Source organism: Ensifer sp. MJa1 (assembly GCF_037026475.1).
Classification (GTDB): Bacteria; Pseudomonadota; Alphaproteobacteria; order Rhizobiales; family Rhizobiaceae; genus Ensifer.
This window is the reverse complement of the sequence record NZ_JAKUMO010000025.1, coordinates 18,485-39,271: the sequence shown is the minus strand read 5'-3', so window position 1 is coordinate 39,271 and position 20,787 is coordinate 18,485. Positions and strand designations below refer to the sequence as shown.

Genomic DNA, 20,787 nt, shown 5'->3' with positions numbered 1-20,787 from the left:
ATTGAGTTCATCCTCTGATGCCGCGACGCACAGGCGCGGCCTTGCCATCACCGGCCTTGGTGGCCTTGCCCTTTCCTTCGACATTCCCCTCATCCGGTCCGCCGGTGGTGATGTCTGGTCACTGCTGGCCGTGCGCAGCCTGTCGACATTCCTCATCGCTCTCGGTGCCTGGTTCGTGATCAACCGCGTTCTTGGCCGCAAGATCTCGCTGATGCCGGGCAAGAGCGGTCTGATCGTCGGGCTATTCTACGGCATCAATTCCTGCACCTTCCTGCTCGCCGTGTTTAACACCTCGACGGCGAATGTGGTCTTCATCCTCGCCTTCACCTCGATGTTTGCCGCCCTTCAGTCCTGGATCTTCCTCAAGGAGCGCCCGTCGAACGCCACGCTCACGACCATGCTGGTCATGGTGTTCGGCGTGGGGCTGATCGTCCAGCACGGGCTGGAAAGCGGCCACTTCTTTGGTGACGCGATGGCGGCATCCTCGGCGTTCCTGCTGGCAAGCGCGATTACCATCAGCCGGGCGAGCAGGCGCGACATGGCGTTGGTGCCGCTGGTGACCGCGATCTTCCCCGCGGCCGTGGCGATGCTGATGCTGCCGGCCGGCGGCCTCACGATTGCAGCGCCTGGCTACATTCTCTTCAACGGCCTGGTGATGATCCCGCTCGCCTTCTTCTGCCTGGCGACGGGACCACGTTATCTGTCGGCCCCCGAGGTCGGCATGTTCTACCTTCTCGAGACAATCCTTGCGCCGATCTGGGTCTGGCTGGTCTTTTCCGAGACCCCGACGACGCAGACCCTGATCGGCGGCACCATCCTGATCTTGGCGCTCGTCGGTCACTCGCTGTGGCAGATGCGCAGCCGGTCGTTGCGAACAGCGATCCCCTGCCCCGAATAACGGACGGTCGTTCAGTTGTCGCGGCGCGGCCCCATGGGTCGCGGGCGGCGAGATTTCGGCTCGCTATCTCGATCGCGAATCGGCGTTCGAGTAAGAACAGGTTCCGGCGCTCCAGACGCCAGCAGCGTTTCGGGCATCTCGGTGCGCATGGCCCAGAGTTCGCGGTTGGTGTTGATCCAGGTGGCCGCTTCATTCAAGGGCGCCGGGCTTCCACTCAAGGATTCGCCATCGCGGCGCCGCAGGCGGGTAATGAGCCCGGCAGTATCGAGCAGCGCGAGATGCTTCTCGAGTTCCTCGCCACGAACCGCAACCGCCGTCGCCATATCGGCGACACGCACCTCACCACCGAAGAGAATCTCGAAGATCCGACGACGAACCGGATTGGCAAGCGCCAGGAGAATATCGTCAAGGGCGGCAGAGTTCGGCATCATTTACATCCTGTTGGATGTGCATTGATCCATGATCGCGCGGCACGTACAAGCGCCGTTTCTGCCTTCATTTCAATGGGATTTCCAAGGACTTAAGGCGCGCGCCACGCGCACCAAAACGAGACAGGTGGCCGTGCGGCTGACTTGGCTGCACGGCCACTTAAACAATATCAGCCGCTGAATTTTCCGCTGCGCGGGAAGCCCTTCGGCACGACGCGACCGGCCGACGCGCGATCGGCCTGCCACTCGATCAGTTCGTCCTTGGTCTTGGTGAAGACGCGGCCGGCGCTGTCTTCCCAGACGAGGCCCTCGGCGAGCGCGAAGCAGCGGACGTCGGAGATGCCGCCATCCTTGTAGCGCTGCAGCCGGACGCCCTTGCCACGTGCCATCTCGGGGATCTGGACGAGCGGGAAGACCAGCATCTTGCGGTTCTCGCCGACAACGGCGACATGGTCCCCCTTGACCGGCACGACGAGCTTCATTTCGTCAGGCATCGCGACATTCATCACCTGCTTGCCCTTGCGGGTGTTGGCGACAATGTCACTTTCGGTCACGACGAAGCCGTTGCCGGCGGCGGACGAAACGATGAGCTTGCGCGCCGGATCATGCACGAAGGCAGTCAGCACGTCCTGGTCGTTTTCCATGTCGACAATGATGCGGAGCGGTTCGCCGTGGCCGCGGCCGCCGGGCAGCTTGTCGCCGCCAAGTGTATAGGCTTTGCCACCGGTGGTAAGGACGAGGATCTTGTCAGTCGTCTGCGCCGGGAAAGCCACCTTCAGCGCGTCACCCTCCTTGAACTGGAGCGACGACGTGTCGGAGATGTGGCCCTTCAGCGCCCGGATCCAGCCCTTCTCGGAGATGACGACGGTGATCGGTTCCTTCTCGATCATCGCCTGCTGGATGGCCTCGACGTCCGCATCCGGCGCGTCGGCGAAGGTGCTGCGGCGCTTGCCGATCTCGGTCGCCTTGGCGAACTTCTTTTTGACCTCGCCGATCTCCCAGGCGACGGTCTGCCACTGCTTCTCCTCGGAAGCGAGCAGCGCCTCGATCTCGCTCTTTTCCTTCGAGAGCGCATCGAACTCGGTGCGGATCTCGAATTCTTCCAGCTTGCGCAGAGAGCGCAGGCGCATGTTGAGGATCGACTCGGCCTGCAGGTCGGTGAGCGAGAACCGCTCCATCATCACGGCCTTCGGCTCGTCCTCCTCGCGGATGATGCGAATGACCTCGTCGATGTTGAGATAGGCGACGAGGTAGCCACCGAGGATTTCGAGCCGGCGATCGATCGCAGCCAGCCGATGGCGCGAACGGCGTTGCAGCACCTCACGGCGGTGGGCGAGCCACTCCGTCAGAACCTCATTGAGGGCCATGACGCGCGGCACACGGCCCATCGACAGCACGTTCATGTTGAGCGGAATGCGGCTTTCAAGCTCCGTCAGCTTGAACAGCGATTCCATCAGGATGCCGGCGTCGACCGAGCGGCTTTTCGGCACCAGCACGATGCGGATGTCTTCGGCGGACTCGTCGCGGATGTCTTCGAGCAAGGGCAGCTTGCGCGCGACCAACAGCTCGGCGATCTTTTCGATCAGCCGCGACTTCTGAACCTGATAGGGAATTTCGGTGACGACGATCTGGTAGCCGCCGCGGCCAAGGTCTTCCTGGGCCCAGCGGGCGCGGACGCGGAAGCCGCCGCGACCGGTCTTGTAGGCCTCGACCATGCTGGCCCGGCTCTCGACGATCACGCCGCCGGTCGGGAAATCAGGTCCCTCGATGCCGCCCTTCTGCGGATTGGCGGGATCGTAGAGCAGATCCTCGAGGCTTGCGTTCGGATGGCGGATGAGATGCAGCGCCGCATCGCACAGTTCATGCGCGTTGTGCGGCGGGATCGATGTCGCCATGCCAACCGCGATACCCGTGGCGCCGTTGGCAAGCAGGTTCGGGAAGGCCCCGGGGAGCACGGTCGGCTCCTGGTCTTCCTCGTTATAGGTCGGGCGGAAATCCACCGCGTCCTGGTCGATGCCTTCGAGAAGCAGCGAACAGACATCCGTCATCTTCGCTTCAGTGTAACGCATCGCCGCGGCGTTATCGCCGTCGATGTTGCCGAAGTTGCCCTGGCCGTCGACGAGCGGATAGCGGATCGCAAATTCCTGCGACAGGCGCACCAGCGCATCATAGATCGAGGCGTCGCCGTGCGGGTGGAACTTACCCATCACGTCGCCGACGATGCGTGCGCACTTCTTGAACGAGGAATTGGGGCGAAGGCCCATCTCGCTCATCGCATGCACGATACGCCGGTGTACAGGCTTCAGCCCGTCGCGAACATCCGGCAAGGCGCGGTGCATGATGGTCGACAAGGCATAGGCGAGGTAACGCTCTTCCAGCGCCGCCTTGAGGTCAACCGGCTGAATGTGATCGTCCCCGCCAGACGGGGGAATAAGGCTTTGTCCCATGGTTCCTTGCTAGCGCAACAAACCCGGAACGGCAAGGATTTCAGGGGATGCGATTGTGGAGAACCCCTTGGCCCGCGCCTGCTTGCGCCCAAAGCTGATGCGCTTGTCCCGACGCAATGTTCGTGCAACGGTCAGGCGGCTATGCGTCGGCGGCGAGCGATTTGGTAACATGCCGGAAAGCATGACCGAGCAGGAACATACTCGGTGTCATCAAGCGAATATAATTTCGCCCTGTTTCGTAATAGCTTCTGCCGCAGTTGATTTGGACGATTTGCGAGGGGGACTGCAAGACACGAACCGGCCGATTGGGAATGGCGGCGCAGTGCCGCCGGAACTGACCGATACTGCCGTTCGCATAGTTGACGCCTCCAGCCAAGATAAACCAGATTAGCGACGCCTCATCTTCGAAACAGCTACACACTCAAAGATTTTACGAAGGAACTCGACAATGATGCATACGCGCAAGATCCGCCTGATGATGGCGAGCGCCGCGCTCCTCACCTTGGCCAGCCCGGCCTTCGCGCTCGACGGCGCGGATCTGATGAAGAAGCTCGACGCGGCGACGAACGCGAACGGCACGTCCATCACCTATGACAAGGCCGAAGTCGACGGCGACAAGGTGACGGTGACCGGAGTGCAGCTCAAGGTCGCGAGCCAGCCGGGCGAAGCGGTCGACCTCAAGATCGGGGATTTGACCTTCGAAGGCGTCGAAGAAACCGAAGGTGGTGGCTATTACGCCGAAACCGTGTCGTTCCCGGACGTCAACGTCAGCCAGGATGAAGGCAGCCTGTCGGTCAAGGACATCCTGCTCTCCGGTCTGACGATCCCCGCCAATGCGAATGGCGGCACGATCAACGACATCCTCCTTTACGAAAGCGCCAGCACCGGCTCGATCACGGTTGGCTCCAAGGGCAAGGAAGTGTTCTCGCTCGAAAGCACCGAGGCGAACCTCGCCCGCCAGGAGAACGACGCCGGCTTCGATTTCGACGCAACCGCTACCGGCATCAAGGCGGACCTTTCGTCCGTCGAGGACGCCAAGACGAAGGAAGCCATCGAAAAGCTCGGCCTGACGACGCTTGACGGCGCGCTGACCATGAAGGGCAGCTGGGAAGTCGAAAGCGGCAACGTCGCTCTCGAAGAATATGCCGTCGACTTCAAGAATGTCGGCCGCCTGAACTTCGCCGTCGACATTTCCGGCTACACGCTCGCCTTCGTCAAGTCGATGCAGGAGGCCATGAAGGCTGCCGAGGCGAACCCGAACAAGGAAGAGGCCAACCAGGCCATGGGCCTCGCCATGATGGGCCTGATGCAGCAGTTGACCTTCAACAGCGCCGAAATCCGCTTCGACGACGCCTCCATCACCAAGAAGGCGCTCGACTATGCCGGTTCGCAGCAGGGCGTCACCGGCGAGCAGATGGCACAGTCGCTGAAGGGCCTGGTGCCAATGATGATGGCACAGCTCAATGTGCCGGAGCTGCAGAACCAGGTCTCGGCCGCGGTCAACGCCTATCTCGACGGCCCGAAGAGCCTGACGATCAGCGCCGCACCGGAAAAGCCGGTGCCGTTCCCGATGATCATGGGCGCTGCCATGGGCGCACCGAACACCATTCCTTCGGTGCTCGGTGTCAAGGTGACGGCGAACGACTGATCGAAGTCCTCACCATCGAACGGGCGCCGGCGAAATCATTGCCGGCGCTCTTTCTTTTCAACCTGGCCGACACGCGAAGGGGCCGGTGGAACCTTCGGGTCGTTGACAAGACGCCGACCGCGGCCCCATAGATCGCACCGCCGGTTGGTGCGCGACGGATGCAACGACTGATCGTCTCCTTGAATCGTCACCGATTTGAGGAGAAAAGCATGCAGCATTTCAAGGTGCGACAGCGACCTTTGCGTGTCTGAAAACAGGCGCGGCGCTGTAGTCCCACACACCATCTCATCAGCCGAAGATTGGATACCGATGACTGCCTGGTTCGCTCAACCGGTAAAGTTCAGGGAAGAACTGTCCGAGGACGCCTTCGAGCCTGCACACGCCGAATATTATAGCGGGCCATCGGGCAAGCCACTCCGTCTGCTGTTGCAGGCGAGAACCGACTTTCTGTCGATCTGGCGCGCAAACGATTTCACCGAAACGGCATCGCAGATCCGAATTCTGGGCCGCCAGGTGATCGTGGTGAACTCGCCCGATCTGATCCGGCAGGTCGTGGTCAAGCGCCACGAGAATTTCGAACGCAAGACACCCCAGATGCGCCGTGCGCTCGAGTACCTACTCGGCGATGGCCTGTTCATTTCCGATGGCGACACCTGGAAGCAGCGCCGCCCGCTCGTCGCCGACATCGTGCACACCAAGCGCGTGCCGAGCTTCGGTCCGGTCATGGAACGCACGGCGAGCGAACTCGTCGAGCGTTGGAGCACGCTGCCGGAAGGAACGCAGATCAACGCGCTGCACGAAATGGCTGGGCTCACCGCCGAGATCATCGCCCGGAGCGTCTTTGGCAATCAGCTCGGCGACGACAGTGCCGCGGCCGTCACCGAAGGTTTCACGAGCTATCAATCGTTGGTGGACTCGGTCAATCTCGGCTACTTCATCGGCTTCGACGACGGCCTGCCGATCTTCCGCACCCCCTCCATCCGTCGCTCGGTGAAGCGCATTCACCGGATCATCGACAAGGTCGTGGAGGATCATCTCGCTGGGCGCGGTGACCACAATTCGATGGTCGAACTGCTCATCCGCCGCCAACAGAGAAACCCGGACCTGAACCTGGATCTGGTGGCGCTGCGCAACGAGGCGGCGACCATCTTCATGGCCGGTCACGAGACGACGGCCGCGACCTTGACCTGGGCCTGGTATCTCCTGTCCCGGGCGAAATGGGTCGAGAAAGCCGTCCACGACGAACTCGACCGGGTGTGCGGCGACCGCGTGCCGACGATGGACGACATCCCCCGGCTCGAATGGTGCAAGGCTGTGATCGAGGAAACCCTGCGCCTGTACCCGCCGGTCCCTATCCTGGCACGCCAGACCCGTGACGCCGACAAGATCGGCCATATCGACGCCGAGCCCGGTTCCCTCGTTCTTATCGTGCCTTGGCTCCTGCATCGGACAGCGAGCCTGTTTGAAGACCCGCATCATTTCAAGCCCGAGCGATTCATGGGCGAGAAACGGCCGATCCCCTATAGCTATGTTCCCTTCGCCAGCGGCCCGCGTGTCTGCCCAGGACTGCATTTCGGCTTGACGGAAGCCATCCTCTGCCTTGCCGTCATCGCGCAGAAATTCCGGGTTTCGGTCGCCGACAATCACAAGGTCGAGCCGATCTGCCGCCTTACCTTGCGCCCGAAGGACGGACTGCCGGTGACCATCCAGCGCCGCCAACAGCAATCGATTGCCGCGGTCGCATAACAACGCCGTCCGCGGCAAAATCCCGGCTTGCCCGTAACTGGACGCCTTGTGCTCTTCGAGCTTGATGCGCGCCGGTTGGCTCCTATCTCCTTTGTCAGAGCTGCCGAAACGGCAGCGGCATTCCTGACCGACCTGATGGAAGGAGGAGACCATGGGACTGAAGCAAGCGGATATCACCGCCATACTCGGCCCGGTCGACGAGACACTGGTGGCCGAGTTGCTCGCGACCGGTGCGACAGCGGGTGAACTTGCCGAGGCCATCGCCTGGGTCAACAACGATGAAGCGCTGATTGGTGAAGGTCGCCACCTGCCGGCGGGGCGCGTCGCCGCGTTGATCGATATCCTGACGCCGGACAATGACGAGGAACGTAATTTCGGACTGTAGCCGAACTGGCAGCAGGCCGGGCTGATCGATTGCAGGCAGGGCAGCCCGTGTCGTGGGTGACCTGCGGGAATTCTGGGCCATGGTTTCATGTTGAGGGAGGTCAACGATGGCTGCCAAGGAAGTAAAATTCAGTAGCGAAGCCCGTGATCGCATGCTGCGCGGCGTCGACATTCTCGCCGACGCAGTAAAGGTAACGCTCGGCCCCAAGGGGCGGAACGTCGTCATCGACAAGTCTTTCGGCGCACCGCGCGTTACCAAGGACGGCGTATCGGTCGCCAAGGAGATCGAACTGGAAGACAAGTTCGAAAACATGGGCGCCCAGATGCTGAGGGAGGTGGCGTCACGCACCAGCGATGTTGCTGGCGACGGCACCACGACCGCAACGGTGCTGGCGCAGGCGATCGTCAAGGAGGGCGTCAAGGCAATCGCCTCGGGCATGAACCCGATGGACCTGAAGCGCGGCATCGATCTGGCGGTGGACGCCATCGTGGCGCAACTGAAGGTGCACGCGCGCAAGATTTCCAACAATGACGAAATCGCCCAGGTCGGTACGATCTCTGCGAATGGTGACACCGAAATCGGCCGGTACCTTGCGCAAGCCATGGCGCGTGTCGGCAATGAAGGCGTGATCACCGTCGAGGAAGCCAAGACCGCCGAAATCGAGCTTGAGATCGTCGAGGGCATGCAGTTCGACCGCGGTTATCTCTCCCCCTATTTCGTCACCGATCAGGAGAAGATGCGGGTCGAGTTCGAAGATCCTTACATCCTCATTCATGAGAAGAAGCTGTCCAATCTGCAGGCCATGATCCCGATCCTCGAATCGGTGATCCAGGCGAGCCGGCCACTGCTGATCATCGCAGAGGATGTGGAAGGAGAAGCGCTTGCGACGCTCGTCGTCAACAAGCTGCGCGGCGGCCTCAAGATAGCCGCCGTCAAGGCGCCGGGCTTCGGCGACCGGCGCAAGGCGATCCTGGAGGATATTGCGATCCTGACGGGCGGTACGGTCATCTCCGAGGATCTCGGCATCAAACTCGAAAACGTCACGCTCGAAACGCTCGGCCGGGCCAAACGGGTGATGGTGGAGAAGGAGAACACGACGATCGTCGATGGCGCCGGCGCCAAGCCTGACATTAACGGGCGTGTCGGCCAGATCAAGGCGCAGATCGAGGAAACGACCTCCGACTACGATCGGGAAAAGCTGCAGGAACGGCTCGCCAAGCTCGCCGGTGGCGTCGCGGTGATCCGGGTCGGTGGCTCCACCGAAGTGGAAGTGAAGGAAAAGAAGGATCGCGTCGACGATGCCTTGCATGCGACGCGAGCCGCGGTCGATGAAGGCATCCTGCCCGGCGGCGGCGTTGCGCTCTTGCGGCTCGTCAAGGCGCTCGACGGCTTGAAGGCCGCCAACGATGACCAGCGCGTCGGCGTCGACATTGTCCGGCGGGCCGTCGAAATGCCCGTGCGCCAGATCGCCGAAAATGCCGGCGCCGAGGGCTCGGTCATCGTCGGGAAGCTGCGCGAGAAGAGCGATTTCGCCCATGGCTGGAATGCCCAGACCGGGGAATACGGTGACCTTTTCCACATGGGCGTCATCGATCCTGCGAAAGTCGTGCGCGCAGCGCTGCAGGACGCCGCCTCCGTTGCCGGACTGCTCGTCACCACCGAGGCGATGGTCGCCGAGAAGCCGAAGAAGGGTGGCCAACCGCCGATGCCAGGCCCGGGACCAGGCATGGATTTCTAAAGCGTCCCGCTGCGAAACGGGACCCACTGACAACGGAAAGATGCTCTAGAATCAACATTCTAGAGCATCTTTTCTGCGTTCGTTCGACCGCACGGCGCTCCCAGCCAAGGCAGGCGTCGACAGGAGGCGCACATCCGAAGGGATCTTGACGCACTTGCTGCGGATGATAGCACCGACGCAGGGAGAGCGGGCGTATGCAGCCCTGCTGTCGTCATGATCGGAGTATCCCCGGAACAATGGGCCAGGACACGCAAGCACCGCCGCATCGGGCGTCGAAACGAAAAGCCTGGACCTACGCGCCGGAAACCGCCCCACCCTTCAAGGACCTCTTTGCGGGCGGCGAGCGGCGCAAGGCCGCGGTCAAGTACTGGATCAAGCAGAACCTCGAAAACGCCAACGACATCTTCATGTATTTCGCCTTGAAGCTGCTGCCGGCCAGGGCATGTTCCGACTTCGGCGCCAACCTCGCACGCTATGCGACCCCTCGGTGGCACAAGGGGGCGCTCCGCCGTGCCACAGCGACATTGTTGGCCCTTCGCCCCGAAGCAAGTGACGCGGAACTCGCGCAATTGCTCGACGCCTATGCCGATTCTCAAGGGCGTCAGATGTCGGAGTATTCTGTCGTCGAGCGGCTTGCCCATGACAAACGGCGCCTGCGTTTCGAAGGCACTGAGGGGCTTGCCGCGGCGACGGCCGATGGGCCGACGATCTTCATCAGCACCCATACGGCCAATTGGGAAGTCATGTGGTGCTGCCTCATCGACATGGGCATCAAGCTCACTCTGAACTACGCCCCTCCCCGCCAGCGCTCGCGCCACTGGATCGTCAACCGCGTGCGCACCGGCGCCGGCCTCGACATCCTGAAACCGGGCCGGAGTGCCGTACGACCGGCACTCAGGCTGCTTGAGGACGGCGGCAACCTGCTGGTCTTTTGCGATGAAGGTTTCAACGGTCAGATCCGCGGCCCCTTCCTCGGCATGGAGCCGCACCTGTCGGGCAATCTCGGGCTTGTTGCCAGGCTCGCCCGGAAAACCGGCGCACGCATCTGCCTCGTCTACATCGTCAGAGACGGCGGAACCCGCTTCACGCTGCACGCGGAGGCACCCTTCCACCTGCCGGAGGGGGACAGTTCGGAAGCGAACCTCATCGAGGACGTGAAACTTCTCAATTCGAAGATCGAGCCGATCATTCGCGCCTATCCGGAGCAATGGTATTTCGTCGACAACGCCCTGCCGCCACGTTGACTGGAGCATCCCGCTTGGAACCGCTCGAAGCGAAAAGATGATCTAGATTCAGAGCACTAAAGTGCTCTTGTTGCGCTCATCCGAATGCATGGCGGTTACAGCGTCCAATACAAAAGGCCCCGGGGTATCGCTCCACCGGGGCCTTTTTGATTCCATCGGTCCGCGGGACCTCAGTCCTTCTTCTGCGGGATCGGGCGGAGCGCCAGTTCACGCAGCTGGGCGGGTGTGGCTTCAGACGGCGCACCCATCAACAGGTCGACGGCCTGCTGGTTCATCGGGAAGATCGAGATCTCGCGCAGGTTCTTGGCGCCGACGAGCAGCATGACGATGCGGTCGATGCCGAAGGCCATGCCGCCATGCGGCGGAGCACCGTACTGGAAGGCGCGGTAGAGACCGCCGAACTGGTCTTCGACTTCCTGCTGCGACTTGCCCGTCAGTTCGAACGCCTTGACCATGACTTCCGGAAGCTGGTTACGGATCGAGCCCGAGGCGATTTCGAAGCCATTGCAAACCATGTCGTACTGGTAGGCCTTGATCGACAGCGGATCTTCGCCGTTGAGCGCTTCCAGGCCACCCTGCGGCATCGAGAAGGGGTTGTGGGCGAAGTCGATCTTCTTTTCGTCTTCCAGCCATTCGTAGAACGGGAAGTCGACGATCCAGCAGAATTCGTAGCGGTCGCGGTCGACGAGGTTCAGTTCCTCGCCGGCGCGGGTGCGGGCTTCGCCGGCAAACTTGTAGAACTTGGCGGGGTCGCCGGCGACGAAGAAGCAGGCGTCGCCGTCGTCGAGGCCGAGCTGGGTGCGGATCGCATCGGTGCGCTCCTCGCCGATGTTCTTGGCGAGCGGACCGGCGCCCTCGAGCTTGTCGCCTTCCTTGCGCCAGAAGATGTAGCCGAGACCCGGCTGGCCCTGGCTCTGGGCCCAGGCGTTCATGCGGTCGCAGAAGGCACGCGAGCCACCGGTCTTGGCCGGGATCGCCCAGACTTCGACCTTCGGGTTCGACGCGATCATGTTGGCGAAGACCTTGAAGCCGGAACCGGCGAAGTGCTCGGTGACGGCCTGCATCTCGATCGGGTTGCGCAGGTCCGGCTTGTCGGAGCCATACTTGCGGATCGCGGTGTCATAGGGAATGCGCGGGAACTTCTCGGTCACCGGCTTGCCTTCGGCGAACTCGACGAAGATCTCGCGGATCACCGGCTCCATGGTCGACCAGACGTCTTCCTGTTCGACGAAGCTCATTTCCAGGTCGAGCTGGTAGAATTCGCCCGGCAGGCGGTCGGCGCGCGGGTCTTCGTCGCGGAAGCATGGCGCGATCTGGAAGTAACGGTCGAAACCGGCAACCATCAGCAACTGCTTGTACTGCTGCGGCGCCTGCGGCAGGGCATAGAAGTTGCCGGGGTGGATGCGCGACGGAACCAGGAAGTCGCGCGCGCCTTCCGGCGACGACGCGGTCAGGATCGGGGTCGTGTATTCGGTAAAGCCGACTTCGCCCATGTGGCGGCGCATCGACGAGATGATCTGGGTGCGCTTGACGATGTTCTTGTGCAGCGTGTCGCGGCGCAGGTCGAGGAAGCGGTACTTGAGGCGCACGTCTTCCGGATAGTCGGGCTCGCCGAACACCGGCAGCGGCAGTTCCTTGGCAGCCGAGAGGACCTCGATCTCCTGAGCGTAAAGCTCGATCTCGCCGGTCGGCATGCCCTTGTTGACGGTGTCTTCGGTGCGGGCCTTGACGAGGCCGTCGATGCGGATCACCCACTCGCCGCGAACGGTTTCGGCGACCTTGAAGGCCGGGCTATCCGGATCGGCGACGACCTGAGTGAGACCATAGTGGTCGCGCAGGTCGATGAAGAGAACGCCGCCATGGTCGCGGACGCGGTGGACCCAGCCGGAGAGGCGAACGGTGGAGCCGACATCCGACTTGCGGAGGGCGGCACAGGTGTGGCTGCGGTAACGGTGCATCGTCATATCCCGGAATTGCAAAGAGCCGCGCAAGCTCGTGGGACACAGCGCGCGGCAAGATGGTCAAAATCGGGCGGAAAAGCGCATGATGCGCAGCCTTTGTCAAGCTGCAGCGCCCACTGCCGCCCCGATGGAGGTGCGTTGTAAACGAAGGTAAGGGCCAGTCCAAGACTGCTTGTGGCAGAAGGCGGCCGAAATGCAGCGAAAAGAACGGCAATCGTCACAATTCGGGACTGTCCGGCCGCAACATGCGGGGCTACACATTGCAAGGCCCACAGGGATCCCCCGAGTCGCGGCCGCTTTCCCGGATGTCGCCTGCCCCATGTCTCAGATTCGCCCGCTCATCCCCCTTCTCGTTACCGCAGGCATCCTCATCGGCGGCAACGGCCTGCAGGGCACGTTCATCTCGCTGCGCGCGCTGGAGGAGGGTTTCTCGACATCGGTGATCGGTATCGTTGGCGCCGGATATAATATCGGCTTCGCGCTCGGCTGCGTCTATGTCACCCGCATCCTGCGTTCCATCGGCCATATCCGCACCTTCTCGGCGATGGCGGCAATCGCATCCGCCGCCGCCATCTCGATGGTGCTCGTCATCAATCCGCTGATGTGGTTCCTGATGCGGCTCCTGGCCGGCATCTGTTTCGCCTGCCTGTTCGCAACGGTCGAAAGCTGGCTGAACGCCAGCGTCACCAACGCGAACCGGGCACGGACACTTTCTGTCTACCGCCTCGTCGATCTCGGCTCGGTGACGGCTGCGCAATATGTCATCCCCGGCATCGGGCTTGGCGGATTCGAGCTCTTTGCCATCATCTCCATGGCGCTGACGCTGTCGCTGGTTCCGATCTCCTTTGCCGACCGATCGAGCCCGGTGGCGCCGGAAGCGATCCGCTTCGACGTCAAGGCGCTCTGGAACATCTCGCCGCTTGCGACCGTCGGCTGCATCGTCGTCGGCCTCACCAATGCCGCCTTCCGCTCGCTCGGGCCGATCTATGCGCAAGGGATCGGCCTGTCGGTGACGGCGATCGCCACCTTCATGAGCGCCGGCATCATCGGCGGCGTTGTGCTGCAATATCCGCTCGGCCACTATTCCGACCGGATCGACCGCCGGCTGATCATCCTGATTGCCACCTTCGGCTCGCTGCTCGCCGGCCTGTTCCTGGCCTTTGGCGCCGGCAACGACGAATGGCTGAACTTTGCCGGCATCTTCCTGTTCGGCGCCTTTGCCATGCCGCTCTATTCGCTCTGTTCGGCGCATGCCAACGACCATGCGGCGGAGGGCCAGCACGCGCTGGTTTCCGCCGGCATGCTGTTCTTCTGGTCGCTCGGAGCAATCATCGGGCCGCTGTTTGCCTCGTTCCTGCTCGAGCTCTTCGGGCCGCAGGCTCTCTTCATCTACACGGCCGCGATCCTGTTCCTGTTCATGCTCTACACGCTGCAGCGCATGACGGCGCGCGGCCCCGTACCAACGGCAGCGCGGGCCATGCCGTTTCGCAATTTGCTGCGCACGTCCTCCTTCTTCAACAAGCTTGCGGCGGGCAACAATCACAAGCGCAAGGACAGCTAATACCCTGCGGCAAGATGCGCGCGACGCGTCGAATTGCTGAATGCACCAATCAGGTTTAAATCGGTGGCGACGTAACAAATTGTCGAGATTGCCGAAATGCCCGTCATCAGTCGCCGCACCTTTCTTCAAGGCTCTGCAGCCCTCGGAGGCGCATTCGCGCTTGGCGCGGGCATGGCCGCGCGCGCAGGTGCTGCACCGGACCCGCAGCTTCTGACGGCACAGTTGACGGAAGCGAAGATCGCTGCAGGCGGGATCACGCCAAAAGTGATGACCTACGGGATGGGAGAGGCGCCCACGAGCGCCATGCCGCCCGTGCTGCGCATGCGCAAGGGCGAGCCCTTTGCCGCGCGTCTCATCAACCGGCTGGACGAGCCGACGACGGTACACTGGCACGGCCTCAGGATCGCCAATGCCATGGACGGCGTGCCTGAACTGACGCAACCCTATGTCTATCCGGGTGACCCTTTCGACTACGTGTTCACGCCGCCGGATGCCGGCACCTTCTGGTATCACCCGCACTGCAATACGCTCACCCAAATGGGAAGCGGCCTGACCGGCGTGATCGTCGTCGAGAACCCCGAGGACCCAGCGTTCGACGCCGAGATCGTGCTCAACCTTCGCGACTGGCGACTGGGTGCTGGCGGCGCTTTCATCGACGCCTTCAGGCCCCGCGACGCGGCCCGTGGCGGCACCTATGGCACGGTGCGCACCGCCAATTGGCAGCAGGAGCCGACTTACGATGTACCGGCCGGCGGACTTGTTCGTGTGCGGATCGCCGCCACCGACGTAACCCGCATCTACACGATCGGACTTGAAGGCGCGGCGGCGGTGGTGATCGCCCTCGACGGCAATCCGGTCGACAAGCCGTTTGCGCTCGACCGCTACGACTTCGGCCCCGGCCAGCGCATCGACCTTGTGCTTCGCATGCCCGACGCCGAAGGCCAGGAGGTTGCGCTTGGCAACTTCCGCGGATCGCATCCCTGGACCATCGCGCGCTTCCGGGCGAAAGGTGCGTCGCTGAAACGCGACCTACGCGATGTCGGCGCCCTGCCCGCAAATCCCATCGCCGAGGCGGACCTGTCCGTTGCGACCCGCGTGCCGATCGAGCTTACGGCGACCGCCGAACACAAGGCGACGCCGTCGATCTGCGGTTCGCTCGGCTACACGTTCTGGGCGATCAACAAGGTGCCGTGGCCGGGCGACACGCCCGACCCGATCGCGCCGATCGAGGAGATGAAATTCGGCAGGAGCTATGTGCTTGAGATCGCCAACCGGACGCCGCACGCCCATCCGATCCATCTGCACGGCCTGAGCTTCCGCATCCTCTCGTCCAACAAGCGGACCTTCCTGCCGCCGCCAACCGATACGATCCTGCTTTTGCCCGACGAACAGGCGGAAGTGGCACTTGTGGCAGACAATCTGGGCGATTGGGTCATTCATTGCCACATCATCGAACACCAGAAGACCGGGATGACGGGTTATTTCAAGATCGTCTGAGATTTCGATTGTGACAGATGCCGCGACGGGCTACACGAAAATCCAAGCCGCATTTTTGCCACAGTGATTTAAATCTGATGATTGAAACAACCGCAGACCTTGAGGCCGCCTGCCAGCAGCTGGCCCTTTCAAATTATATTACGATCGATACCGAATTCCTGCGCGAGACGACCTTCTGGCCGGAGCTCTGCCTGATCCAGATGGCGAGCCCGGATCTCGCCGTCATTGTCGATCCGATGGCCAAGGGCATCGATCTTGCGCCCTTCTTCGCGCTGATGGCCAATCCTGACGTTGTCAAGGTGTTCCATGCCGCGCGCCAGGACATCGAGATCATCTTCCATCTCGGCAATCTCATTCCGCACCCGATCTTCGACACCCAGGTCGCAGCCATGGTCTGTGGCTTCGGCGACAGTGTCTCCTACGACCAGCTCGTCAGCCGCGTGACTGGCAACCAGATCGACAAGTCGTCGCGTTTTACCGACTGGAGCCGCCGGCCGCTGACCGAAAAGCAGCTCGACTATGCGCTGGCCGACGTCACGCATCTGCGCGACATCTACAAGCATCTGACGACCGAACTCGAGCGCGAGGGACGCTCGCTCTGGCTGACCGAGGAGATGGCGATCCTTGAGGCCCGCGACACCTACGACCTGCATCCCGATGATGCCTGGCAGCGCCTGAAGATGCGCGTCAAGAAGCCGATCGAACTCGCCGTCTTGAAAACGGTCGCCGCTTGGCGCGAGCGCGAGGCTCGCGCCCGCAATGTGCCGCGCGGACGCATCCTGAAGGATGATGCCATCTACGAGATTGCGCAGCAGCAGCCGAAGGATACGGAGGCCCTGGGACGGCTCAGAACCATTCCGAAGGGCTGGGAGCGCTCCAGCGCCGGTGCGGCCATCGTCGAGGCGGTCAACGAGGCGCTCGCCATCCCGAAGACCGACCTGCCGAAGCTGCCGCGACCGAGCCACACACCGGAGGGCGCTGCGGCTGCAAGCGAGATGCTGAAGGTGCTGCTGAAGCTCATCGCCGAGAAACAGGGCGTCGCCGCCAAGATCATCGCCAACAGCGACGATCTCGACAGGATCGCCGCTGAAGGCGAGAAAGCCGATGTCGGCGCGCTCAAAGGCTGGCGCCGCGAACTGTTCGGCGAAACCGCGCTGAAGCTGATCAGCGGCGAAGTGGCGCTTCGCTTCGTCGACAAGAAGATCGAGACGGTGGAGCTCGGCGGTTGAGCGCAGGCGGGCGGGACAATTTTCCGCCCGAATCCAGCTCTAGCTGAGGGCCGGCGGCTCGGAATCACCATCGTCGCAAACGGGGTGAGAACGATGTCGAGGTGCCGGGGCGCAATCGTGCCGATCGGAACACGCGCCCGCCTCTTCCGTGACCGGGGTTCTCCGCATGCGTTGGCGTTTCTCCACTTTCGAAGGACTTCTCCTGCTGCTGGTGGTTGCCGCCGCCGGAGCCATCTATGCCTGGATTGCCTATGGCACAGGCGCCCTGATCGGTGCGACCTATGCACTGTTCATGTGCACGCCGATCATTGCGTTCGAGCGACGCATCATTTTCCGACGCCTCAACCGACGGATTCACGCCTTCTCGACACCGATGTTTTTCGTCGCCTCGTTGGTGATCTACTTTGTGCTTCTCGACGTCGGCTACGCGACCGCCGGCCTGATCATGCAGACAAGCGGCGCCTTCGGAGAGGATTACTGGATGGAGGCGATGATGCCCTCCAAGACCGTACTGCTCTATGCACTGGTGATCTCGGGTTCGCTGGTCTTTATCCTCAGGGTGCGTGAACTTCTTGGGCGCGACGTGTTCTTGAGCCTCCTCACAGGGCGCTATCGCAAGCCGATCCAGGAAGAGCGCGTCTTCCTGTTCATCGATCTCGCCGGGTCGACATCCTATGCCGAGCGCAACGGCGATCTCAGGATGCAGGAGTACCTCGGCAAGCTGTTCTCGACCATCGCCGACCCGGTTCTGCGTTATCGCGGGTCGATCGACGACTATGTCGGCGATGCCGCCGTGATTACCTGGCCGTTCGACCGGGCCACGAAAAACGCCGCCTGTATCCATTGCGTCTTCGACATATTGGAGACCATCGATTCCGACGCGCATCGCTGGCAGAAGGAGTTCGGCGAGGTACCGCGCTTGCGCGCTGCCCTTCACGGCGGGACCATCGTTGCCGCCGAAATCGGCCTGGACCGGCACAAGATCACCTATTTCGGCGACACGGTGAACACCACGGCGCGGCTCGAAGGCTTCTGCAAGACGCTTGGGCACCAGGTGTTGGTCTCTACGGACCTTGCCCGCAAGATGCGGCTGCCGCACTACGTCCGGGTCGAGGACCTAGGCGAACATGCCGTCAAGGGGCGCGGCCAGAAGCTCGGGGTCCTGGCTCTCAAGGTGGCTGGCGCGACGCCTGCGCTTGCCGCCAATCCGGCCGAATAGATCGCCTCAACCATGCAACTTCGCACCCTTGGTGATCTTGTCGACCAGCTTCTTGTCGGCGTGGATGGCTATCCCTGCGACCGCCGCATCATCAGGACGCGTTTCGGCGAAGACCGCACGATTGGCGCTGTCGTGCCCGGTGGCGAACATGGCATCGACATAGATCGACGCTCGCACGTCCCTTTCGATCGCGCGCCGTTGAATATTGCCCAGCGTCTTCCCATCTGCGGCTAGCACAATGATCGGCTGCACACTTAAGGCGTTGTAGACGTTGCCGGCACCGTCGCGATAATCTTCGCCGATGATGCCGGGCTTCTGCCCGGCAATTCCCGTGGCGAGGAAGGCGGTGACGTTCAGCTTCTGCCAGGTGGCAAGGTCTTCGCGCAATATGATCGCAAACTTGGTATCGAACATGTCGGTCATCTCCATTTCAGCCCGGCAGGGCGTGCCGGAAGACGCAATATCGGAGGATGCCGTCATCGATCTTGAACGATTGTGCGGCACGCCCGGCGACGGCATTCGCGTCGCTCCGGCCATCGATGGCATCGAGCGCATTGAGGCGCGGCTGCATGGGAAGTTCTTCGAGCCGCACCGTCACGATACCTATGCGATCGGCGTGACGCTTGGCGGCGTCCAGACGTTCCAGTACCGGGGCGAAAGCCGGTTCAGCAATCCCGGCAGCATCATCATCATCCATCCTGACGAGGTCCACGACGGCGGCGCGGGAACAGATATCGGCTTGCGCTACCGGATGATGTATCTGCAGCCGGAGCGACTGCTTGCCGCCCTCGACACTGCGGGCGGCTCCCTGCCCTTCGTCGCTGCGCCGGTCGTGGGGGACGAAGCTCTCAGGCAGGCGATCGGCGAGGCGGTGATGGACCTCGACAACAGCATCGACGACCTGGCGCTTGACGACATTCTCGCAAGGATCGCCGAGGGCCTTTGTCGCCATGCCGGGGTCGCCAGCCACCAGGCCCGCACGTTGGATAAGCATGCCGTCCTCCAGGCAACCGAGTACCTCCGCGCCAATCTCGAGCGACCGGTCGGATCCCCTCAACTGGAGGCAGTCAGCGGGCTCGACCGGTTCACGCTGGCGCGGCAATTCCGCAAGGTGCTTGGCACTAGCCCGCACCGCTATCTCTTGATGCGGCGGCTGGAGCGTGCGCGGCAAATGATCGCCAAAGGTGAGAGCCTTGCGGGCGCCGCGCTTGAAACCGGCTTTGCCGATCAGGCGCATTTTACCCGTCACTTCAAGCGGGCCTACGGCATCACTCCCGGGCGTTGGGCAAACCTCGCAGTCGCCGGCTGAGCCTGTCACCAAAGCTTCATCCGGTTGTAAAGCAAGCATCACCCAACCGTCATCAAAGCCGCCTATCGGGTTGCCGTCTTTAGCCTCCAACCCATGGTGACTTTCATGACGAAAACGCTTCTCGCCACCGCGGCACTGACCCTTTTGATGACAATGGCCGCCTCGGCCGAGGAAAAGTCCTTCACGGCAACGCTGAAGGGTCACGCGATCCTGTCGGCAAACACGATCGTCGCGGCTCCTGCCGACGCACCTGACCACTTGAAAACCTCGGGAAAGTTCACCACTCCCGATCGCAAGCGCGCCGAAGCACTCGGCACGGTCCCCGGCAAGGACGGTGTGCGCCTGACCGGCCTCTCGCTACCGTTTGACGGCCAGCCGATGCAGGGTTTCTCCGGCATCAAGGCGATGGAAGACGGCACCTTCTGGAGCCTTTCTGATAACGGCTTCGGCAACAAGCTCAACTCCACCGACGTCATGCTGATGCTGCACCATGTGAAGATGGACTGGGACGCCGGCAAGGTCGAGGCGCTGAAGACGCTGTTTTTGACCGACCCGGACGAGAAGGCCCCCTTCCCGATCGTCATGGAAGGTTCCGACAAGCGTTATCTCACCGGTGCTGACTTCGACGTCGAATCGATCCAGCCGGTTTCCGACGGCTTCTGGGTGGGTGAAGAGTTTGGCCCGTACATTCTCAAGTTCGATCTCGACGGCAAGCTGACCGACGTGATCCTAACGACGGTCGACGGCAAGCCGGTCCTTTCGCCCGACAACCCGACGCTGACGCTGCAGGCCGATCCGTCGAAGAAGACGCCCGCCTTCAACCTGAAGCGCTCGGGCGGCTATGAGGGCATGGCGCTGTCTAAGGACGGCGGCAAGCTCTATGGCCTGCTCGAAGGCCCGCTCTGGACCGATAGCGAAACGGTCGAGCAGGCCGAGGGCGGCCCGGCGCTGCGCATCATCGAGCTCGATGTCACAACCAAGGCCTGGACCGGCCGCAACTGGCTCTATCCGCTTGCTGAAGGCGGCGAAGCGATTGGTGACTTCAACATGCTCGACGACAAGACAGCGCTGGTGATCGAGCGTGACAACGGTGCCGGAACCGTCGACAAGGCCTGCGCCGATCCGAAGGACCCGAAGCCGGACTGCTTTGCCACCGGATCCAAGGTCAAGCGCATCTACAAGATCGCCTTTGACGACAGCAATGTCGGCAAGGCCGTGCGCAAGATCGGCTATATCGATCTGCTGAAGATCGCAGACCCCGAGAACAAGAAGCGCCAGGGTGGCGGCGAAGGTTTCTACGACATGCCCTTCGTCACAATCGAGAATGTCGACCGCGTCGATGAGACCCACATCATCGTCGGCAACGACAACAACCTGCCGTTCTCGGCCGGCCGTTCGCTCGACAAGGCTGACGACAATGAATTCGTGCTGCTCGAAGTCGGCGACTTCCTGAAGGCTGAATAATCAAAAAGGGCGC

The 20,787-nt window shown here is 62.2% G+C and carries 16 protein-coding genes; 12 read left to right on the top strand and 4 right to left on the bottom strand.

The window, feature by feature from the left end:
• Nucleotide 1 precedes the first annotated feature (1 nt).
• Nucleotides 2-898 (top strand): DMT family transporter, encoded by an 897-nt coding sequence (locus MKZ91_RS26200; RefSeq protein WP_336173968.1) that lies wholly within the window; start codon nucleotides 2-4, stop codon nucleotides 896-898.
• Nucleotides 899-909: 11 nt separating this feature from the next.
• Here MKZ91_RS26200 and MKZ91_RS26195 read toward each other — a convergent pair whose 3' ends face one another.
• Both MKZ91_RS26195 and parC read right to left on the bottom strand, forming a co-directional pair.
• Nucleotides 910-1,326 (bottom strand): transcriptional regulator, encoded by a 417-nt coding sequence (locus MKZ91_RS26195; protein WP_442892353.1) that lies wholly within the window; start codon nucleotides 1,324-1,326, stop codon nucleotides 910-912.
• 170 nt (nucleotides 1,327-1,496) lie between these two features.
• Nucleotides 1,497-3,773: a DNA topoisomerase IV subunit A gene (gene parC, locus MKZ91_RS26190; RefSeq protein ID WP_336173967.1), complete on the bottom strand. Its 2,277-nt coding sequence runs from the start codon at nucleotides 3,771-3,773 to the stop codon at nucleotides 1,497-1,499.
• A gap of 448 nt (nucleotides 3,774-4,221) precedes the next feature.
• Between parC and MKZ91_RS26185 the strand changes: the two genes are divergently transcribed.
• The 5 genes from MKZ91_RS26185 (at nucleotide 4,222) to MKZ91_RS26165 (ending at nucleotide 10,534) form a co-directional block, all read left to right on the top strand.
• A complete protein-coding gene (locus MKZ91_RS26185) occupies nucleotides 4,222-5,421 on the top strand; it encodes a hypothetical protein (protein WP_336173966.1) in 1,200 nt (399 codons plus the stop codon).
• Between the two features lie 309 nt (nucleotides 5,422-5,730).
• Nucleotides 5,731-7,167 (top strand): cytochrome P450, encoded by a 1,437-nt coding sequence (locus MKZ91_RS26180; protein ID WP_336173965.1) that lies wholly within the window; start codon nucleotides 5,731-5,733, stop codon nucleotides 7,165-7,167.
• A 151-nt stretch (nucleotides 7,168-7,318) separates the two neighbouring features.
• The gene (locus MKZ91_RS26175) at nucleotides 7,319-7,552 is read left to right on the top strand and encodes a hypothetical protein (protein ID WP_336173964.1); all 234 of its coding nucleotides are present in this window, start codon (nucleotides 7,319-7,321) and stop codon (nucleotides 7,550-7,552) included.
• A gap of 106 nt (nucleotides 7,553-7,658) precedes the next feature.
• Entirely contained in the window at nucleotides 7,659-9,290 is a 1,632-nt protein-coding gene (gene groL / locus MKZ91_RS26170; RefSeq protein WP_336173963.1) for a chaperonin GroEL, read from the top strand.
• Nucleotides 9,291-9,526: 236 nt separating this feature from the next.
• The gene (locus MKZ91_RS26165; RefSeq protein WP_336173962.1) at nucleotides 9,527-10,534 is read left to right on the top strand and encodes a lysophospholipid acyltransferase family protein; all 1,008 of its coding nucleotides are present in this window, start codon (nucleotides 9,527-9,529) and stop codon (nucleotides 10,532-10,534) included.
• Nucleotides 10,535-10,704: 170 nt separating this feature from the next.
• Here MKZ91_RS26165 and aspS read toward each other — a convergent pair whose 3' ends face one another.
• Nucleotides 10,705-12,492 carry an aspartate--tRNA ligase gene (gene aspS, locus MKZ91_RS26160; RefSeq protein WP_336173961.1) on the bottom strand — a complete coding sequence of 596 codons (1,788 nt, stop codon included), beginning with the start codon at nucleotides 12,490-12,492 and terminating at the stop codon, nucleotides 10,705-10,707.
• Nucleotides 12,493-12,814: 322 nt separating this feature from the next.
• On the opposite strand from aspS, the gene MKZ91_RS26155 reads away from it, so the two are divergent.
• The 4 genes from MKZ91_RS26155 (at nucleotide 12,815) to MKZ91_RS26140 (ending at nucleotide 18,001) form a co-directional block, all read left to right on the top strand.
• Nucleotides 12,815-14,056 carry an MFS transporter gene (locus MKZ91_RS26155; protein WP_336173960.1) on the top strand — a complete coding sequence of 414 codons (1,242 nt, stop codon included), beginning with the start codon at nucleotides 12,815-12,817 and terminating at the stop codon, nucleotides 14,054-14,056.
• 96 nt (nucleotides 14,057-14,152) lie between these two features.
• Nucleotides 14,153-15,553, top strand: a complete 1,401-nt coding sequence (locus tag MKZ91_RS26150) for a multicopper oxidase family protein (RefSeq protein WP_336173959.1) — start codon at nucleotides 14,153-14,155, stop codon at nucleotides 15,551-15,553.
• A gap of 77 nt (nucleotides 15,554-15,630) precedes the next feature.
• Nucleotides 15,631-16,782 (top strand): ribonuclease D, encoded by a 1,152-nt coding sequence (gene rnd, locus MKZ91_RS26145; RefSeq protein ID WP_336173958.1) that lies wholly within the window; start codon nucleotides 15,631-15,633, stop codon nucleotides 16,780-16,782.
• 166 nt (nucleotides 16,783-16,948) lie between these two features.
• Entirely contained in the window at nucleotides 16,949-18,001 is a 1,053-nt protein-coding gene (locus MKZ91_RS26140) for an adenylate/guanylate cyclase domain-containing protein (protein WP_336173957.1), read from the top strand.
• A 6-nt stretch (nucleotides 18,002-18,007) separates the two neighbouring features.
• Here the strand turns inward: MKZ91_RS26140 and MKZ91_RS26135 are convergent, their stop codons facing one another.
• Complete coding sequence (locus tag MKZ91_RS26135; RefSeq protein ID WP_336173956.1) at nucleotides 18,008-18,415, bottom strand: DUF2000 family protein; 408 nt, start codon at nucleotides 18,413-18,415, stop codon at nucleotides 18,008-18,010.
• Here MKZ91_RS26135 and MKZ91_RS26130 point away from each other — a divergent pair.
• Both MKZ91_RS26130 and MKZ91_RS26125 read left to right on the top strand, forming a co-directional pair.
• On the top strand, nucleotides 18,414-19,310 hold the full coding sequence (locus tag MKZ91_RS26130) for an AraC family transcriptional regulator (RefSeq protein ID WP_336173955.1): 897 nt from the start codon (nucleotides 18,414-18,416) through the stop codon (nucleotides 19,308-19,310). The two genes, MKZ91_RS26135 and MKZ91_RS26130, sit on opposite strands and share 2 nt — an antisense overlap.
• A gap of 105 nt (nucleotides 19,311-19,415) precedes the next feature.
• On the top strand, nucleotides 19,416-20,774 hold the full coding sequence (locus tag MKZ91_RS26125) for an esterase-like activity of phytase family protein (protein WP_336173954.1): 1,359 nt from the start codon (nucleotides 19,416-19,418) through the stop codon (nucleotides 20,772-20,774).
• The last annotated feature ends 13 nt before the right edge of the window (nucleotides 20,775-20,787 follow it).

Coding starts and splice junctions, on each gene's coding strand:
- MKZ91_RS26195 (WP_442892353.1), bottom strand. CDS start 1,326: ATGCCGAACTCTGCCGCCCTTGACGATATTCTCCTGGCGCTTGCCAAT.
- MKZ91_RS26125 (WP_336173954.1), top strand. CDS start 19,416: ATGACGAAAACGCTTCTCGCCACCGCGGCACTGACCCTTTTGATGACA.
- MKZ91_RS26155 (WP_336173960.1), top strand. CDS start 12,815: ATGTCTCAGATTCGCCCGCTCATCCCCCTTCTCGTTACCGCAGGCATC.
- MKZ91_RS26150 (WP_336173959.1), top strand. CDS start 14,153: ATGCCCGTCATCAGTCGCCGCACCTTTCTTCAAGGCTCTGCAGCCCTC.
- MKZ91_RS26180 (WP_336173965.1), top strand. CDS start 5,731: ATGACTGCCTGGTTCGCTCAACCGGTAAAGTTCAGGGAAGAACTGTCC.
- MKZ91_RS26130 (WP_336173955.1), top strand. CDS start 18,414: ATGTCGGTCATCTCCATTTCAGCCCGGCAGGGCGTGCCGGAAGACGCA.
- rnd (WP_336173958.1), top strand. CDS start 15,631: ATGATTGAAACAACCGCAGACCTTGAGGCCGCCTGCCAGCAGCTGGCC.
- MKZ91_RS26140 (WP_336173957.1), top strand. CDS start 16,949: ATGCGTTGGCGTTTCTCCACTTTCGAAGGACTTCTCCTGCTGCTGGTG.
- aspS (WP_336173961.1), bottom strand. CDS start 12,492: ATGCACCGTTACCGCAGCCACACCTGTGCCGCCCTCCGCAAGTCGGAT.
- MKZ91_RS26135 (WP_336173956.1), bottom strand. CDS start 18,415: ATGTTCGATACCAAGTTTGCGATCATATTGCGCGAAGACCTTGCCACC.
- parC (WP_336173967.1), bottom strand. CDS start 3,773: ATGGGACAAAGCCTTATTCCCCCGTCTGGCGGGGACGATCACATTCAG.
- MKZ91_RS26185 (WP_336173966.1), top strand. CDS start 4,222: ATGATGCATACGCGCAAGATCCGCCTGATGATGGCGAGCGCCGCGCTC.
- MKZ91_RS26175 (WP_336173964.1), top strand. CDS start 7,319: ATGGGACTGAAGCAAGCGGATATCACCGCCATACTCGGCCCGGTCGAC.
- groL (WP_336173963.1), top strand. CDS start 7,659: ATGGCTGCCAAGGAAGTAAAATTCAGTAGCGAAGCCCGTGATCGCATG.
- MKZ91_RS26165 (WP_336173962.1), top strand. CDS start 9,527: ATGGGCCAGGACACGCAAGCACCGCCGCATCGGGCGTCGAAACGAAAA.